Source organism: Sulfurimonas sp. (assembly GCF_023229025.1).
Taxonomy (GTDB): Bacteria; Campylobacterota; Campylobacteria; order Campylobacterales; family Sulfurimonadaceae; genus Sulfurimonas.
Genome location: NZ_JALOAA010000038.1, coordinates 1 through 16,837, shown reverse-complemented (window position 1 = coordinate 16,837; position 16,837 = coordinate 1). Strand labels below are relative to the sequence as shown.

Genomic DNA, 16,837 nt, shown 5'->3' with positions numbered 1-16,837 from the left:
CTTACATTATCAACTCTTAGTGATTTGACTTTTTTTAAAGGATTTTGGGCAATTATATTTTTATCTATGGCATAGTTAAAAATAACACTCAACTCTCCCAAAATGGTATTGACAGTTTTTGGAGCAAACTCTTTTAATTTTAGTGCTTGCAGTTTTTGTGTATCTTCTACAGTGATGCTTTTTATATCTTTTTTACCCAATATAGGAGATACATGCATCTCATACTTTCTTTTTGAGAGTTTGTTGTTGCGGTTGTGATTCTCTTTTAGTTGATAATGTTCTAATGCTACACTATCAAGTGAAACTATATCTTTTTTCTTTCTCTTAAGAACAGCTGGTGGTTCTTCTCCAAGTTTTATTTTATTTATAAACTCATTTCTTTTGTTGTAAGCATATATCTCGGTAATGCCACTCGATTTTTTGCCTACCGTGAACCAAGTTTTTTTATTTTCTGCATCTTTGTAATTGATGGAGTATGTTATATCTCCATCTGTTAATTTATTGAGATAGACACCTGCATATTTTTTACTTTTTACCCTTGCCAAATTGTTACCCTATTGCTACCCAAAATTTAAAAATCTATACAAAAGTATAGCAAACTTGATATAATAAAAACAATAGATAAAGCCCTATATTAAAGGACTTTAAAAGATAATAGAGAACTTTAAGAAACTTAAGAAATTCTTTTAAATAGAGTTCGAATCTCTGAGGGTCCACCACTTTATAAATACTTCTACACAACAATAAGCGCATTAATTTTTGATAGCAACTCTTGTATAGTGATACAAGACCTTAAGATATAGAAACTAAAGTCTAAAACTCTCTTGTTAAACTACTTTACTAAGCTCTTCAACACTCTCTTTTATTATCTTGACACTCTCATTACTTCTTTTTGAAAGTTCATCAATCTTTGTGACATTTTCTATAATCTCTTCCGTCGTTTTAGCATTTTGAGTATAACTCTCTACAGTCGCTTCTGCTAAAGTAACTCCGTTACTGATTGCTTCGCTAATGCTCTGCATATGACTTGATGCATCAGTTGAGAGCCCCGCTAAGGATTCAATTGTTTGGCTGCTTATGTTCATCTGCTGGCTTGTATCACTTATGGATTGACTTACTACGCTAATAGTTGCATTTATCTCAGTAAGACTTTTTTGTGTTCTCTCTGCAAGTTTTCTCACTTCATCAGCAACTACGGCAAATCCACGCCCATGCTCACCGGCACGAGCTGCTTCAATAGCGGCATTTAGTGCAAGAAGGTTTGTCTGATCTGCAATGTCGGCAATTACTAAGATAATTTCTTTAACCTGAGCTGTATCATCTGAGACTTTACTTAAATCATTTGCTAATATATTTTGTGTGCTTGAAGCATCTTGAAGTTGCTTTACAATCCCTGATATCTCATTTTTAATACTATTTAAACTTTTACTTACTTCTATGATATTCTCTTTTGATTTTGAAGCATCAATTAAATCATTTCCCAATACTATCTTTAGTTTTTCGCCTATTGAAACTACGTTTGCAAGAAGCTCTCTCTCGTTGATCATACTTCTATTTGTATTATCATAATCGCTATTTATTTTATTTACTATCAGCTCTATAGTGTGTGATTTTTCGTTGGTGTCTTGTGCCTGTAGAAATATCTCCTGAAACCTATTCATATTTTCAGCCGCTTCGCTTAGCTCTGAGTTATAACTGTTCTTTAAAACAATTTTTTCTCCGTGCTCAAGGTTTTCAAGCTGCCCTATAAGAGATTTTGTCATATCGACACCGTTATACTTCTCATCTAAGTCGTGAAGAACAATAACGGCCGCTATGATATACTGGACAATCTGTCCGATAATATTATCAGTAAAAAATGTTGCATTAATTACAAGCAGAATTATGCCGACATAGTGAACAAAACGCATACGGAAAAAGAGGGAGTTTAGCATTACTTATCCTTATATAACTGTATCAACAAATTATACAAGAGAAAACTTAACTTAAATAAAAAATAGGTACTTTAAAAATAGGAAGAGTTATTAACTCTCCTTATTTGTATCTGTAAGTAATACGACCCTTATCAAGAGAGTATGGTGTTAGTTCAAGTTTAACTTTATCACCAGGTAATATTTTAATATAGTGCATACGCATCTTTCCTGCGATATGACACAAAATAATATGCCCATTTTCTAACTCAACACGAAATGTTGCATTTGGCAAAGCCTCTATAATCTTGCCATCAACTTCGATCACATCTGATTTAGCCATTTTAATCCTTTTTTTCTCAAGCCAGAGATAAAATTTCAGCTTTACCATTGACAACTGCAACAGTATGCTCGTAGTGTGAACCGCGTAAACCATCGGCACTAACAACATCCCACTTATTATCTAAAATAACCGGTTTTGAATCTTTTTGACAAACCATCGGCTCTAGACAAAAAACCATTCCATTTTTTATTTTTGGTCCTGCTTTAGCACTTTTGCCTTCCAAATAATTTGGAATTTCAGGCTCTTCATGAGGTTTTTTCCCAATTCCGTGTCCACAAAAACTATGAAGAGGAACAAAACCCCTAGAGCGAATAGCATTCTCTAGTACCGCTGAGAGCTCTTTAAATCTCATCTCTGCTCTTATGGACTCTATAGCTTCATAAAGGGAATCTTTAGCACATGCTATCAGTTCTTCATCTCTACTGCTTATTTTACCTACCGGAAGAGTTACGGCTGCATCACCGAACCATCCATCAAGCTCAGTTCCAATATCATAACCTATAATATCGCCTTCTTGAAGTTTGTAGTCAGTAGGGATACCGTGAATAATAACCTGATTAAGAGATGTGCAGAGTGCATTTGGGAAGCCATAAAGACCCTTGAAAGATGGTCTTGCACCATGAGAGCGGATATAATCCTCCGCCATAGCGTCAAGCTCTTTTAAAGAGATTCCTACTTTTGTGTTTTGTTTCAACAAATCAAGTGCACCACCAACAATCTTGTTGGCAGCACGAAGTTTTTCTATCTCTGCTGGTTTTCTAAGCGCAATGGCCATTATTTAAAGACCAACCGCACTTAGTGTCTGGTACTTGCTCATGTAAGCCTGTGCCTCAATTTTTCTCATAGTATCAAGTGCAACTTGAACAACGATTAAAACTGCTGTACCACCAAAGAAGAAAGGAACACCCATCCCTTTTATTATCATAAACGGTAGAGTTGCAACTAGACCCAAATAGAGCGCACCGGTAAAGGTAAGGTTGCTTGCTGTTGTATTTAAAAATTCGCTTGTAGCATTACCGGTACGAATCCCGGGAATAAACCCACCCTGCTTTTTTAAATTCTCTGCAATATCTTTTGCATTAAAAGTAATTGATGCATAAAAGAATGCAAAGAAAACAACAAAAAGAAATGTCAAAAAGTTAAAGAAATAACTGTTTGGATTTAAATAATCAGCAATTGCTATAATTGTAGGGTTAGAGCTGCTAGACAAAACAGTCATCGGGAACATTAATATTGCACTAGCAAAGATAACAGGAATAACACCCGATAGATTAACTTTGATAGGAATATAGTTCATAACTCTTTTATTTTGATTTTGCATCATAACTTTTTTAGCATACGTAACGGGTACACGACGCTCTCCAAGCTCCACATAGATAATTACACCTACTGTTGCCAGTATAAGAGCAAGAATTGCAACTACAGTTAAGAAACTCATAGCTCCGGTATTTACCATTGTGATTGTTTGACCAATTGCACTTGGAATAGCTGAAACTATACCTGCGAAAATAATCAAAGAGATACCGTTACCGATACCGCTTTGTGTAATCTGCTCACCTATCCACATAAGAAGCATAGTTCCTGCCACCATAGATACGGCAGATACCAGTATAAATGTGTTGTGATCGATTAATATTGCATTGTTACCGTTAGGTCCTGTCAGGCTCTGGAGACCAACACTAATACCGATTGCTTGAATGATTGTAATTACAATTGTCGCATAGCGGATTATCTGCATATACTTTACCATTCCATCACGCTCTTTTTTCATCTGTCCAAGAGGAGCAAATGTAGCCGCCAAAAGCTCCATAATAATTGAAGCTGTGATATAAGGCATGATTCCAAGAGCTATGATTGACATTCTCTCAACAGCATTTCCACTAAACATATTAAATAAGCCTAGTGCATCTGATTGATGTGAGTCGAAGAATGAAGCAATAACAGAGGCGTCTACGCCTGGAACCGGCACATATGCCAGTAGGCGATAAATAAATAAAAACCCGATAGTAATAAGTATCTTATTTACTAGATTTTTATTCACGACTATTTACCTGTAGTAGTAACGTTGTCGTCTTTAATTTTTGATGCTAGATCTTTAGCAGCAGCACCAACCAACTTAACTTTAGTAACACAAGCAGCTATTTTATGAACACCACGGATACTCTCCATAGTAATTTCAGAAAGCTCAGCAACTGCTTTTATCTTCTCAACGTTAATTACGTATGGCTTAGTGACGCGAGAAGTAAATCCTATCTTAGGAACTCTCTTTGCAAGTGGCTGCTGTCCACCTTCAAAGTTTCTTTTTCTTTTATAACCTGCACGAGACTTCTGACCTTTTTGACCGCGTGCCGCAGTTTTTCCTGTTCCAGAAGCTTGTCCGCGACCGACTCTTTTGCGACTTTTTACAGAACCCTCTGCCGGCGTTAATTTTTCAATACCCATCATCTATCCTTTTAAGCGACCAAGTGCTTCAACTGTTGCGCGAACCACTGTACCTGGATTATTTGAGCCTATTGATTTTGTAAGTATGTCTTGAATGCCTGCAAGTTCAAGAACAGGACGAATAGAACCACCCGCTATTACCCCTGTACCCTCAGATGCCGGCTTTAAAAGAACATGACTTGCATTATACTTATGCTCAATATCATGTGCAATTGTAGTACCTCTAATACTAACTTTACTTAGGTTTTTAAATGCATTATCTACCGCTTTTTTAATAGCGTCCGGAACTTCTTTCGCTTTTCCGGCACCAAAACCGATAGTACCTTTTTTATCACCAACAACTACAAGTGCAGTAAAACGAAAACGACGTCCACCTTTTACAACTTTTGTAACACGACCTATATTTACAATTGATTCTTCAAAATCTTCTCTATTGATTTCCATTTTAACCCCTAGAACTTAATTTCGTTTGCACGAAGTGCGTCACCAAATGCAGCAATAACACCGTGATATTGGTAACCATTACGGTCAAAAACAATTTGAGAGATACCGGCACTCTTTAACGTAGTAGCAAATGCCTCACCAAGTGCTGCAGCACCCTCTTTGTTTGATTTATGACCAGTAGCTTTTGAGTTTAGTGCGCATAATGTTGTTGCGGTTGCATCATCAATAGCTTGAACACTCAAATAACGATTTGAACGAAATACAGAAACACGAGGGAGTGAAGCACAACCAGATATTTTTGCACGAATACGACGCTTACGCTTTAGGCGATTAGCAATTTTACTTTTTAGTATTTTAGATTTCATCTATGCTCCTCCCTTATTTCTTAGCAGTCTTACCGGCTTTACGCACGATATGCTCTTCCATGTATTTAACACCTTTACCTTTATAAGGCTCTGGTGGACGGAACCCTCTAACTTCAGCAGCAACTTGACCAAGCGCTTGCTTGTCATGGCTTTTAAGAGTTATAACGTTCTTCTCAACACTTGCCTCAATGCTCTCAGGTAAATCATAATTAACATCATGTGAAAAACCAAGTTGCAAGTTAAGCACTCTACCCTTTACTGAAGCACGGTAACCAACACCGTTTATCTCTAGCTGTCTAGTATAACCAGTTGTTAAACCGGTTACAATATTAGCAGCTAAAGCACGGTATGTTCCCCAGAAAGCTCTATGAGCTTTTTCATCTGATTTTGCAGCAAAAGTTAAAACATTTCCATCAATTTTGAAGTCAACGTTTCCCTTTGTATCTAAATCAACACTATTTTTGCCTTTTGCAAAAGTTATAACATTTTCATTTGAACTAACTTTGATATCGCCAGCAAACTCTATAGGTAATTTACCAATTCTTGACATGTTATTCTCCTTTTACCAAATTGTACACATAACTTCACCACCGATACCAAGCTCATAAGCTTTATCGTTTGGTAGAATGCCACGTGATGTACTAACAATAATAGTTCCGTAACCATTTTTGAAACGCTTGATATCTTCTTTACCTTTGTAAACACGGCGTCCGGGCTTAGATACTCTTTTCATTTCATTTATTACGCTTTTACCCTCATCGTTGTACTTTAATACAACGTTGATTGTCTTTTTAACGCCATCTTCAACTACGTTACAGCTATCAATATAGCCCTTGTCAACTAAAATATTTGCCATTGCTTCAATACTTTTAGAGTGAACAAGCGTAGTAACATCTAATCTTCTCATACCAGCATTACGAATACGTGTTAGCGCATCCGATACTAAATCATTTATCATCTATTTTCCTTTGCTAATCATTAGAAGTTTCAAGGATAAGCCTATGCTTACCAGCTTGACTTTCTAACGCCTGGGATTAATCCCTCATTTGCCATTTTCCTAAAACATACACGACAGATGCCGAAGTCACGGATTACAGAGTGTGGACGACCACAAATCTGACATCTTGTATAGCCACGAACTTTAAACTTTGGAGTTTTATTCGCTTTGTTGATCATTGACTTTTTAGCCATTAATTGCTCCCTTTAGTAAAAGGCATGCCCATTTTCTCTAAAAGAGCAAATCCTGCCTTGTCTGACTCAGCTGTTGTTACAACTGTGATATTCATACCATGAATTTGCATAATAGAATCATAACTAATTTCCGGAAAAATTAGTTGTTCTTGCAATCCAAAGTTGTAGTTTCCACGACCATCAAAGCCATTTCTTGGAACTCCACGGAAATCTTTTACACGAGGAAGAGCTATAGAGACTAGGCGATCAAAAAAGTTATACATTTTCTTACCGCGCAGTGTTACACGAACACCTACCGGCATACCTTCACGAACTTTAAAACCGGCAACTGATTTCTTAGCTATTACAGTAGTTGCTTTCTGTCCTGCAATTTGTGTAATAGTATCCTCGATATTTTGTATAAGCTTATTGTCTTTCATTGCAAAACCTGCACCTACAGAGATAACAACTTTTTCTAGTGCAGGAATTTGCATTGGATTTTTTACCCCAAGCTCAGCTTGAAGTTCAGACTTTAAACCTAAATATTTTTCTTTTAAACGAGCCATCTATTATGCCTCCACTTTACGAACATTTGAAACATCTATAGGCATCTCTTTATTTATATGTCCGCCTTTAGTGTTCTCTTCTGTTGGTTTGATAGCTTTTTTTGCCACTTTGCAACCCTCAACTATTACCTTGTTTTTCTTTGGTAATACTTCAAGTACAGTAGCTTTAGTTCCGCGATCATCACCGGCGATAATCTCTACAGTATCGCCTTTTTTGAATTTAAACTTTGCCATTAAACAACCTCCGGTGCAAGAGATACAATTTTCATAAAACCGCTGTAGCGTACTTCACGAGCAACTGGACCGAAAATACGAGTACCTATTGGCTCTCTCTTGTCATCAAGTATAACAGCTGCATTGTCATCAAAACGGATAAGAGAACCGTTTTCACGGTGAACCTCTTTAGCAGTTCTAACGATTACAGCTTTTACAACCTTACCTTTTTTAACTTTAGCAGTCGGAGTCGCTTTTTTTACAGAAGCAACGATAACATCGCCTACTCTTGCATAACGACGCTTAGAACCGCCAAGTACCTTAATACACATAATCTCTTTAGCACCTGTATTATCAGCTACAGTCAGACGAGTAAAACCTTGAATCATTACTCTGCTCCTCTTATAACTGATTTTAGTCTAAAAGATTTAGTTTTTGAAAGCGGGCGACATTCGATTGCTATAACCTCGTCACCAACTTTTACTTCATTGCGCTCATCATGTACTAAGTACTTTTTGAAACGCTTTACAACTTTGTGGTAACGAGGATGCATTACACGACGTTCAACAACGACAGAAATCGTTTTTTCGCCTGCAATCGTAACTACTTTACCTTGAATTTCACGTTTATGTGTCATTGCCAGCCCCTATTTCGCTGCACTAAGTGCAGTATTGATTCTAGCAACATCTTTTTTAGCGACACGAAGTTCACTAGTATTTTGTAGTTGCATCATCTGTTTTTTAATTTTTAAAGTAAAAAGCTCAGTTTTTCTCTCTTTAAGCATTGCTTGAAGTTCTGCTGTGCTTTTATCTGCTAAATCAGAATATTTCATTGCTCATCTCCGCAGTAATTATTTTTGTTTTGAAAGGCAATTTATGCATAGCTAGAGTCAATGCTTCACGAGCAAGCTCTTCCGGTACACCAGCCATCTCAAATATAATACGACCCGGCTTAATATTCATAACCCATTGATCAACTGAACCTTTACCTTTACCCATACGAGTCTCAAGAGGTTTAGCAGTCAGTGGTTTAGCAGGAAATACACGAATCCAAATCTTACCGTTTCTTTTAATGTGACGAGTAGAAGAGATACGAGCCGACTCTATTTGACGAGAGTTGATACGACCTGCTTCAACAGCTTTTAAAGCAATGTCACCAAATGCTAATGTATAACCTGAACGAGCGTAACCACGGTTACGACCCTTCATTACCTTACGATATTTAGTTCTCTTAGGCATCAACATGATTATTCCGCCTTTCCGCTATTTTCGCGTTTTGGAGCACGCTTTGGACGACGTGCGCCCTCTTTTTGCTGCTCTTCTTTTGCTTCTGCAGGGATACCTTTAGTGAGAACTTCACCTTTGAATATCCAAACTTTTACACCAATACAACCATATTGAGTATGTGCTTCAGCAAAACCGTAATCTATCTTTGCACGAAGAGTGTGAAGAGGAACACGTCCCTCTAAATACCACTCTGTACGAGCCATTTCAGCTCCGCCAAGACGGCCGCTTACAGATATCTTGATACCTTTAGCTCCACCTCTTTGTGCATTTTGCATAACTTTTTTCATAGCACGTCTAAATGCAACACGACGCTCTAGCTGTGTAGCTACATTCTCAGCAACAAGTTGAGAAGAGATTTGAGCTTTCTTCTCCTCTTTGATATTTACCGAAATTGGCTTACCTACAAGCTTTTGAAGAGTCTCTTTAAGCTTCTCAATATCTGAACCTTTTTTCCCGATGATAATACCGGGACGAGCTGCAACTATTGTTACACGGAGTCTCTTAACAGTTCTCTCTATGATAATGTTAGAAACACCTGCATAATAAAGCTCTTTTTTCAAAAATGTACGAATCTTGTGATCTTCACCTAAAGCTGCAGGAGCAGTTTTAAAGTTAGGGAACCAACGGCTCTCCCAATTTCTGTTGATACCAAGACGTAAACCAATAGGATTAACTTTTTGACCCATATTATTTACCCTCTACTTCTACTAAGATATGCGCTGTCGGTTTACGAATACCAGAAGCCATACCACGAGCACGTGGACGGAATCTTTTAAGTACCGGACCGTTATCTACACGACATGACGTAACTATACAGTCACTAGCTTCATTACCACTATTTGCAACTGCTGACGCAAGTACTTTATAGATAATTTTTGCTGCTTTATTTGGTGTAAACTCTAAAGCTGCTAATGCCTCTTCAGCGTTCATACCTTGAATCTCTCTTGCAACAAGACGAGATTTAATAGGTGAAACACGGATAAATTTTAATAATGCTCTAGCCATGATTAACCTTTCTTCTGTACAGAGCCCTTATGACCCTTGAATGTACGAGTTGGTGCGAATTCACCTAGTTTATAGCCTATGTGATTCTCTGTTACGTATACCGGCACAAATTGACGTCCATTATGAACATTAAGAGTTAAGCCAACCATATCAGGAAGAACCATTGATCTTCTTGACCATGTTTTGATAGGTTTTTTATTACCTTCTGCTTTGGCTGAAACTACTTTTTTCATTAAATGATCATCAACAAATGGACCTTTTTTTACACTTCTTGCCATTTAACTACCTCTTCGGATTAGATTTACGGCGAGTAATAATAAGTTTATCACTTGCTTTTTTACGACGAGTTTTAGAACCCTTCGTTGGTTTACCCCATGGAGTAACTGGATGACGACCCGAGTTCGTTTTACCTTCACCACCACCATGCGGGTGATCAATTGGGTTCATAGCAGAACCACGAGTTTGAGGACGAATACCCATATGACGAGAACGTCCAGCTTTTGCTATTACGATATTGCCATACTCTTCATTTCCAACAGCCCCGATTGTAGCCATACACTCACCAAGTACTAAACGCATCTCAGAAGAAGGCATACGAAGTGAGACATACTTGCCGTCACGTCCCATAATTTGAGCACTTGTTCCAGCTGAACGAACCATCTGCCCGCCTTTGCCAACTTTTAACTCAATATTATGAACAACTGTACCGACAGGTATATTGATAAGCTTCATTGCATTACCGGGCTTAACATCTAGTCCAGACTCTGCAGAGATAACCGCATCACCGACTTTTAAACCTTTTGGTAATAAAATGTATCTTTTATCACCATCAGCATAAGTAACTAGAGCTATACGACAGTTACGATATGGATCGTACTCAACTGTGCTAACAGTACCTGGGATACCGAATTTATTTCTTTTAAAATCGATAATACGGTAAAGTTTTTTAGCACCTACTTCTCTGTGACGAGAAGTGATACGACCATTGTTGTTACGTCCAGCATGAGCAGGAAGTTTTACAAGCAGTGAACGTACAGATGCTTTTGCAGTAATATCACCACTATCAACATTTGTATAAAAACGACGAGACGGAGTTATCGGTCTATAAGTTTTAATTGCCATGTTAAACCGCCAAACTTTCTATTTGTGCACCCTCAGGTAACTTAACATAAAACTTTTTAAAGTCATTTTGTTTACCTTGTACACCACGGAAACGTTTTGTTTTTCCGCTTTGATTAAGTGAGTTAACTCTTGAAGGAATAATTCCAAAGTACTCACGAAAAACCTCTTTAAGACCACTTTTAGTCATACGCGGAGATGTTTGAACAACAATCATCCCATCTTCTTGCATACCAAGAGTCTTCTCTGTATATAGTATAGATTTAATATCTGTAATATCTGCCATTATTTAGCCTCACCTACAAGATTTTCCCATACCGCTTTCTCGATCACTATTGAACGATAATTAGCAGCTAAATAAGCATTTAATTCATTTGCTTCTACCACATATGTTTGGTGAAGATTTTCAAATGCTAGGAATGTTTTCTCATCTAATAAAGTTTTAACAAATAGAGCATCTCTTTGATTTAAAGCTTTAAACATTGCGTTTGCGTCTTTAGTCTTTCCAGATGCCACTTCAATGCTATCAACAATAAATAGAGTACCATTTTGTGCATGCTCATTTAAAGCAAAGTTTAAAGCAAGTTTTTTCTGCTTCTTATTGACTTTAAGGTCATAATTGCGGTTATTACTTGGACCGAATGCTTTACCGCCGCCAACAAATATTGGAGAACGACGTGAACCGGCACGAGCACGCCCGCCACCTTTTTGAGCCCATGGCTTTTTACCACCGCCTCTAACTTGTGCACGTGTTAATGCATCTGCGCTGTTTGCTCTTTGAGCTGCTTGTGCAGACTTTACGTACAGGTATAAGTTATGAGGGTTAATACCTGAGAAACTCTCAGGTAAAGCTAACTCAGAAGCTTTTTGCATTTTTTCATTTAGAACTATTGCGCTCATTATTTAGCTACCTTTACACGACCTAAAGAACCGTTAGCTCCAGAAACCGAACCTAAAACTGCAATAATTTTATTTTCAGCATCATAAGAGACTATCTCATTCTTAACACTATTTTGTGTGTTTCCGTATTGTCCAGGCATTTTCTTGCCCTTCATAACACGACCTGGCCACTCTGCATTACCGATTGAACCTGTTCTACGACCAAATCTATGACCGTGAGATGCAGGACCACCGCCAAAATTCCAGCGTTTCATTGCACCGGTAAAACCGCGACCTTTTGTAGTAAAAGAAGATTTTAAAACTTTAGCCTCTGCTAAAGGTGTTAAATCTAAATCCCCTGCTTCAGTATTTGCTACTTCTAGAGTAACAAAACGGTTAAACTCAGATGAAAGGCTGTATTTCTTTTGCTGACCTTCTACTGCTTTATTCATTTTTTTACCGCTATTGTAAGCTACAATCGCGCCATTTTCGTTAACTTCACAGACCTTAGCGTCTAAAACTCTTAAAAGAGTAACAGGTTTACTAGGAACTGAGATAGTACGGCTCATACCGATTTTTTCAACAATATATTCCATTATGACCTCCTACTTATCCATAGAGCGAACTTCAACGTCCACTTCCGGTGCAAGATCTAGTTTCATTAAAGAATCTACAGTTTCCGGCGTTGCGGAGACGATATCAATAACTCTAGCGTGAGTACGAATTTCAAACTGCTCACGTGAGCTTTTATTGACGTGTGGAGATTTCAATACAGTATATTTACGAATCTTTGTTGGTAAAGGTATCGGACCACGAATAACCGCGCCTGTACGCTTAACAGCCTCTACTATTGACGCTACAGATCTATCAAGTACGCGATGATCATAAGCTTTCAATTTTAAACGAATTTTTTCCATGTTTTTCCTTCTAAAGAACTCGTCAGGTCTTGCCTAACTATTTTAAGGGAGCGGAATTGTATCTAAACTATCTCTATTATTCAAGGAAATAGGGGTCTAAAATTAAAATTTGTAAGAATTTATTTCCTTTTAATAAGGAAGTGGTAAAATTACGATATGGAAATATTACTTGAAGAACTCTATAAAACTGACATCAATCCAGATAAATTTCACTTCAGAAAACTTTTTTTGCATGAGAGCACCAGCTATCAAATCAATGGCATAAGCCAAAGCGGAAAAACAAAACTTGTAAAAAACTATCTTTTAGGGCTTAAAAAAAGCTCTTACTTATATATAGACTGCAGTGATTTGCGTATAGATATAGCGGAACTAAATAGTGAACTACCGCTATTTTGCAGCAGAAACAGAATTAATACTCTTGTTTTTGATAATTATACTAGTGATATTAAAATATTTAACACTCCTCAACTAATTATATGCAGTGAACTCCATTACGACATAGAGTTTTTAACTAGCGTTAAACTTTATCCTCTTGATTATGAAGAGTTTTTAGCTTATGAGTATAAATATGACTCAACTGCGCTAAAGAATTTTTTTCAGCTTGGCGGATTTGCTTATATGCATAAAATAAGCAGTGATGAGAGAGTCGGATATATTCAAAGAACATTAAAGTTTGCCCTAGATGATATAGAGCTTGACATTTTAATATATTGCACAAAAATGATGGCACAAAAAATATCTCCATACTCTATCTATGAGAGATTAAAACAAAATAGAAAGATATCTAAAGATAAACTATATAAATCCTTTGAGTCTCTTAGTGCTAAAAACTATATACATCAACTACAAAAAGCCAGCCACCCAAAAGCTATAAGAAAAATCTACCTTTGCGATATTTCACTAAAGTCGGCACTTACAACCGATAAACATTTTGGAAGAGTTTTTGAAAATATGATATATTTAGAACTTTTAAAATCAGATACAGAGTGTTATTATGATGAGGGGATTGATTTTTACCTTCCAAAAAACAGTGAAGTCATCTTAGCAACCCCTTTTGCTGATGAGAGAGCACTTTTTAAAAAGATAGAAGCTATTGAGGCGTTTATCTTTAGGTATCAAATTAAAAAGATAACTTCAATAACAATGAGCACAGATGGAAGTATAAGCCATCCGTTCTCAAAAATAGAGATGGTTCCATTTGATATATGGGCACTGAGGGATTAGATGAATATGTTTGGTAAATTATGCGGGATAGATGAAGCGGGTCGTGGACCTATTGCCGGAGATCTGGTAATTGCGGGGTGTATTTTAAGCGCTCATGTAGAGGGCTTGAATGATTCAAAAAAACTTAACGAGAAAAAAAGAGAGTCTCTTTATGAGTTAATCATCAAAAACTCCACCTACCATATAGTAAAGTTCTCCGCAAAAGAGATAGACGACAACGGAATTTCACTCTGCATAAAAAAAGGGCTTTTAGAGATTATGAGCACTCTTACATGCAAGGAGTATCTATTTGATGGAAACTCAAACTTCGGAATTACCGGACTTCCTACCATGATAAAAGCCGATGGGAAGGTTGCGGAGGTGAGTGCGGCTTCAATTTTGGCAAAGGTAACACATGATAGAAATATTATAAAAGATGCTAAAAAGTATCCTCAATATCAATTTGAGAAGCATAAAGGGTATGGAACAGCTCTACATGTAGATATGATAAAAAAGTATGGTTACTGTGAGATACATAGAAGAAGCTACAAGCTAAAAGCGCTTGAAGCTACCCTTTTTTAAGATAGTTTAAAGAGATTAAAATTTTTTTGAACTAACCTCTGCTAATGTTTTTTTCGACATAGCATCAAGCTCAATAGCGATACCCTCTATCTCTTTTACGTTATGCGCATTGCTTGAGGTTGTTTTATCAATCTCTATAATTGAATCTGTTGCTTTATTAATATCTTCTACTCTCTCCTGCATATCTGCGCCAATAGAGACTGCCGCTTGTGATAGTGTCTCTATACTTACATTAATCTCATGAAGACTTTTTTGTGTATTTTCTGCCAATTTTCTTACCTCATCTGCAACGACAGCAAAGCCACGCCCATGCTCTCCTGCACGTGCTGCTTCAATTGCAGCATTTAGTGCTAGAAGATTTGTCTGATCTGCAATGTCTGAAATAACACTTACAACATTCTTTATCTCAACAGATTGTGATACAACCTCCTCTGTTTTTTGAGAAACTTCAACAATAGCACCATTAGTTGCCTCCATGACGCTAGCGAGTTCTTTTAGCATTGTCGCCTGCTTTGAAGATTCACTGCTTAAGCCTTGCATCTTCTCTTTAAGCGATAAAGATTTTGCAGAAAGTTCATTTGCTCCACTGCTTGATTGCTGTAACATTTGACTAATTGTAGCACCAACACTATTGAGTGCTTGTGCTACTTTACCGCTATCATCCGTTATTTTTACTGTAAAGTCAGAGTTTTCAAAGGTACTCATAGTAGAGATAAGTACATTTAAATCCTTACAAATATTTTGCTCTAAAGATTGAAGCATTTTATTTATATTATCTTTGAGCTCCTGAAGCGATTCATTATTTGTCACCTCTTGAACACTCTGAATAAAATGTCCTTTATTGATTTCAGCTACAACTCGTCTTACATCATTTATAAGAGCTTTGTCACTCTCAATATTTTTTTGAGTTTTTAAGATATTCTCATCCACAACTTTGGACATAAGCCCTATCTCATCATCACTCTGTATTCCTATCAGATTTGCTTGATTAGTCTCTTTATTTAGGTACTTAAAGAAATCTAAAAGTCCTCGCTCAAACTCTTCTAAGGGAGTCAATACAACTTTTTTAATACCTGTTAATATAGCAATAATTAAAACAAAAATTAAAACAACAATCAATGTTAAGGCACTATTAATCATGCTGCTTGCTTGATTGATGGTTGCATCTACGTCAGCTCTTTTTGCTCCTAATAAGTAGATCCCTATCTGGTTGTTTTGAAAATCTTCTATCTTTGCGTATGTATAAAAATACTCCTTATCTAAAGCATGCCCTTTTAGTAAAAGCTCTTGCATATTTATACTTTTTGCACTATTAAAAAACTTCTCATCTATCGTTTTTTGGCTTAGAATATAATCCGACACACTTTTACTTGTATCTGCTAGTTTTGCAAGATGCACCAACTTCTTATCCATAAGGACTAAAAGATTTTCATTCTCTTTTAAAAATTGTTTTATAACAGACTCAAAGCCCTGCATAAACTCTAGTGACCCAAGGTAGAGCCCACCTTTTATTACCGGAGCAACTCCCCTAATACTAAGTCCTGCTTGCCCGACTTCTATAGCAGAGAGAGCGTGTCTATCTGCTTTTACTTTATTGATAGTGTGTCTAAAGCTCTTTAAATCATCCCCATATTTGCTAAGATTCCACGCTCTTAAAAAAGAGTTGACATCTTTATCATGAATATGAATCTTTACATTTTTGAAGCTTGTCTCTTTCTTATACTTTTCATTTATCGCTTCAATAGATGCGATAGCCAGCTCTCTATCATTAGTTATTAAAGCTGTTGCGATACTTGAGTCATTTGCAATTGCAACGGCATTTGTTATGCCGACATCAAATTTTGAGCGCATTCTATCTTCAATTTTTGAGACAAGCGCTGTTTTGATAGTTGCATAAGTATTGTCTATTATCTTAGATTTGAAATGATTTAAAACAAAAAAACCAATCAAAAGAAGCAAAAAAGATATTCCAACAATAAAAATAGTAATTTTTTTTCCAACTGACATCTCTCTACCTTTTTAATTTCTACACTGTTATTTTAATATCTTTTTGCTCTTAATTAACTTATTCTACCGTCTCAGCAAGAATAGCCTCGAACTGCTCTTGTGCTTTGAGTAAGACATCTTTTGCCTCTTTATCTTCAATTTTTGCACTGCTTATCCAATTATATACTGCGGGGAATGCAAGAACAATCTTATCTTCATCCTTTTTTTTATATATCGCAAGCGTACACGGAGCAAATGCAGCAGCTTCAGGTCTTGATAGAGAGACTGTATATATAACAGGTAGTTTACATATAGAGTAGGTTTGGTAAAAATCATATACCGAGCCATCTAAATGCTTGCTTACATCCAACTTGCTTGGAACTATAAAACCGTAAAGACTCAAACCA

General features: G+C 36.7%; 28 protein-coding genes and 1 pseudogene. 2 read left to right on the top strand and 27 right to left on the bottom strand.

The annotated features are described in order from the left end of the window. The 25 genes and pseudogenes from M0Q20_RS09065 to rpsJ all read right to left on the bottom strand — a co-directional run. Positions 1-545: pseudogene (locus M0Q20_RS09065) on the bottom strand (hypothetical protein); the annotation flags it as partial. A 282-nt stretch (positions 546-827) separates the two neighbouring features. Then, on the bottom strand, positions 828-1,934 hold the full coding sequence (locus M0Q20_RS09060; RefSeq protein WP_295060847.1) for a methyl-accepting chemotaxis protein: 1,107 nt from the start codon (positions 1,932-1,934) through the stop codon (positions 828-830). Positions 1,935-2,034: 100 nt separating this feature from the next. Beyond that, positions 2,035-2,253: a translation initiation factor IF-1 gene (infA, locus tag M0Q20_RS09055; protein ID WP_008338996.1), complete on the bottom strand. Its 219-nt coding sequence runs from the start codon at positions 2,251-2,253 to the stop codon at positions 2,035-2,037. 16 nt (positions 2,254-2,269) lie between these two features. Further along, complete coding sequence (map, locus tag M0Q20_RS09050; RefSeq protein WP_295060844.1) at positions 2,270-3,028, bottom strand: type I methionyl aminopeptidase; 759 nt, start codon at positions 3,026-3,028, stop codon at positions 2,270-2,272. 3 nt (positions 3,029-3,031) lie between these two features. Next, on the bottom strand, positions 3,032-4,294 hold the full coding sequence (gene secY, locus M0Q20_RS09045) for a preprotein translocase subunit SecY (protein WP_295060842.1): 1,263 nt from the start codon (positions 4,292-4,294) through the stop codon (positions 3,032-3,034). 2 nt (positions 4,295-4,296) lie between these two features. After that, a complete protein-coding gene (rplO, locus tag M0Q20_RS09040; protein WP_295060839.1) occupies positions 4,297-4,695 on the bottom strand; it encodes a 50S ribosomal protein L15 in 399 nt (132 codons plus the stop codon). Between the two features lie 3 nt (positions 4,696-4,698). After that, positions 4,699-5,139, bottom strand: a complete 441-nt coding sequence (rpsE, locus tag M0Q20_RS09035; RefSeq protein ID WP_295060836.1) for a 30S ribosomal protein S5 — start codon at positions 5,137-5,139, stop codon at positions 4,699-4,701. An 8-nt stretch (positions 5,140-5,147) separates the two neighbouring features. Then, a complete protein-coding gene (rplR, locus tag M0Q20_RS09030; RefSeq protein WP_295060833.1) occupies positions 5,148-5,504 on the bottom strand; it encodes a 50S ribosomal protein L18 in 357 nt (118 codons plus the stop codon). Between the two features lie 13 nt (positions 5,505-5,517). Then, positions 5,518-6,054 carry a 50S ribosomal protein L6 gene (rplF, locus tag M0Q20_RS09025; protein ID WP_295060830.1) on the bottom strand — a complete coding sequence of 179 codons (537 nt, stop codon included), beginning with the start codon at positions 6,052-6,054 and terminating at the stop codon, positions 5,518-5,520. A gap of 12 nt (positions 6,055-6,066) precedes the next feature. Continuing rightward, entirely contained in the window at positions 6,067-6,462 is a 396-nt protein-coding gene (gene rpsH, locus M0Q20_RS09020) for a 30S ribosomal protein S8 (RefSeq protein WP_295060827.1), read from the bottom strand. Between the two features lie 47 nt (positions 6,463-6,509). Beyond that, positions 6,510-6,695 (bottom strand): type Z 30S ribosomal protein S14, encoded by a 186-nt coding sequence (locus M0Q20_RS09015; RefSeq protein ID WP_295060825.1) that lies wholly within the window; start codon positions 6,693-6,695, stop codon positions 6,510-6,512. Further along, positions 6,695-7,240, bottom strand: a complete 546-nt coding sequence (gene rplE / locus M0Q20_RS09010; RefSeq protein WP_295060822.1) for a 50S ribosomal protein L5 — start codon at positions 7,238-7,240, stop codon at positions 6,695-6,697. Before rplE ends, M0Q20_RS09015 begins: the two co-directional genes overlap by 1 nt. 3 nt (positions 7,241-7,243) lie before the next feature. Further along, positions 7,244-7,474, bottom strand: a complete 231-nt coding sequence (gene rplX, locus M0Q20_RS09005) for a 50S ribosomal protein L24 (protein ID WP_295060820.1) — start codon at positions 7,472-7,474, stop codon at positions 7,244-7,246. Beyond that, positions 7,474-7,842 carry a 50S ribosomal protein L14 gene (gene rplN / locus M0Q20_RS09000; RefSeq protein ID WP_295060819.1) on the bottom strand — a complete coding sequence of 123 codons (369 nt, stop codon included), beginning with the start codon at positions 7,840-7,842 and terminating at the stop codon, positions 7,474-7,476. The genes rplX and rplN overlap by 1 nt, the downstream gene beginning before the upstream one ends. Next, the gene (rpsQ, locus tag M0Q20_RS08995) at positions 7,842-8,090 is read right to left on the bottom strand and encodes a 30S ribosomal protein S17 (RefSeq protein ID WP_295060817.1); all 249 of its coding nucleotides are present in this window, start codon (positions 8,088-8,090) and stop codon (positions 7,842-7,844) included. Before rpsQ ends, rplN begins: the two co-directional genes overlap by 1 nt. Positions 8,091-8,099: 9 nt before the next feature. Beyond that, positions 8,100-8,285, bottom strand: a complete 186-nt coding sequence (rpmC, locus tag M0Q20_RS08990; RefSeq protein ID WP_295060814.1) for a 50S ribosomal protein L29 — start codon at positions 8,283-8,285, stop codon at positions 8,100-8,102. Beyond that, complete coding sequence (gene rplP / locus M0Q20_RS08985; RefSeq protein ID WP_295060812.1) at positions 8,272-8,697, bottom strand: 50S ribosomal protein L16; 426 nt, start codon at positions 8,695-8,697, stop codon at positions 8,272-8,274. Before rplP ends, rpmC begins: the two co-directional genes overlap by 14 nt. A 2-nt stretch (positions 8,698-8,699) precedes the next feature. Beyond that, positions 8,700-9,425 (bottom strand): 30S ribosomal protein S3, encoded by a 726-nt coding sequence (gene rpsC, locus M0Q20_RS08980; protein ID WP_295060810.1) that lies wholly within the window; start codon positions 9,423-9,425, stop codon positions 8,700-8,702. A gap of 1 nt (position 9,426) precedes the next feature. After that, a complete protein-coding gene (gene rplV, locus M0Q20_RS08975; RefSeq protein WP_295060808.1) occupies positions 9,427-9,744 on the bottom strand; it encodes a 50S ribosomal protein L22 in 318 nt (105 codons plus the stop codon). Positions 9,745-9,746: 2 nt separating this feature from the next. Next, positions 9,747-10,022, bottom strand: a complete 276-nt coding sequence (rpsS, locus tag M0Q20_RS08970) for a 30S ribosomal protein S19 (protein WP_295060806.1) — start codon at positions 10,020-10,022, stop codon at positions 9,747-9,749. Between the two features lie 4 nt (positions 10,023-10,026). Continuing rightward, on the bottom strand, positions 10,027-10,866 hold the full coding sequence (gene rplB, locus M0Q20_RS08965; protein ID WP_295060804.1) for a 50S ribosomal protein L2: 840 nt from the start codon (positions 10,864-10,866) through the stop codon (positions 10,027-10,029). 1 nt (position 10,867) lies between these two features. Further along, the gene (locus tag M0Q20_RS08960; RefSeq protein WP_295060802.1) at positions 10,868-11,149 is read right to left on the bottom strand and encodes a 50S ribosomal protein L23; all 282 of its coding nucleotides are present in this window, start codon (positions 11,147-11,149) and stop codon (positions 10,868-10,870) included. Continuing rightward, positions 11,149-11,763 (bottom strand): 50S ribosomal protein L4, encoded by a 615-nt coding sequence (gene rplD / locus M0Q20_RS08955; protein ID WP_295060800.1) that lies wholly within the window; start codon positions 11,761-11,763, stop codon positions 11,149-11,151. The genes M0Q20_RS08960 and rplD overlap by 1 nt, the downstream gene beginning before the upstream one ends. Then, entirely contained in the window at positions 11,763-12,338 is a 576-nt protein-coding gene (gene rplC / locus M0Q20_RS08950) for a 50S ribosomal protein L3 (protein WP_295060799.1), read from the bottom strand. The genes rplD and rplC overlap by 1 nt, the downstream gene beginning before the upstream one ends. A gap of 9 nt (positions 12,339-12,347) precedes the next feature. After that, positions 12,348-12,659 (bottom strand): 30S ribosomal protein S10, encoded by a 312-nt coding sequence (rpsJ, locus tag M0Q20_RS08945; RefSeq protein ID WP_137011558.1) that lies wholly within the window; start codon positions 12,657-12,659, stop codon positions 12,348-12,350. A 156-nt stretch (positions 12,660-12,815) separates the two neighbouring features. Between rpsJ and M0Q20_RS08940 the strand changes: the two genes are divergently transcribed. Then, positions 12,816-13,883 (top strand): ATP-binding protein, encoded by a 1,068-nt coding sequence (locus M0Q20_RS08940; RefSeq protein WP_295060796.1) that lies wholly within the window; start codon positions 12,816-12,818, stop codon positions 13,881-13,883. A 6-nt stretch (positions 13,884-13,889) separates the two neighbouring features. Further along, on the top strand, positions 13,890-14,444 hold the full coding sequence (locus M0Q20_RS08935) for a ribonuclease HII (RefSeq protein ID WP_295060850.1): 555 nt from the start codon (positions 13,890-13,892) through the stop codon (positions 14,442-14,444). A 15-nt stretch (positions 14,445-14,459) separates the two neighbouring features. Here the strand turns inward: M0Q20_RS08935 and M0Q20_RS08930 are convergent, their stop codons facing one another. Together M0Q20_RS08930 and M0Q20_RS08925 are read right to left on the bottom strand one after the other, a co-directional pair. Continuing rightward, complete coding sequence (locus M0Q20_RS08930) at positions 14,460-16,451, bottom strand: methyl-accepting chemotaxis protein (RefSeq protein WP_295060794.1); 1,992 nt, start codon at positions 16,449-16,451, stop codon at positions 14,460-14,462. A gap of 58 nt (positions 16,452-16,509) precedes the next feature. Next, on the bottom strand, positions 16,510-16,837 hold a 328-nt coding region (locus M0Q20_RS08925; protein WP_295060792.1), incomplete at its 5' end, for a DUF302 domain-containing protein.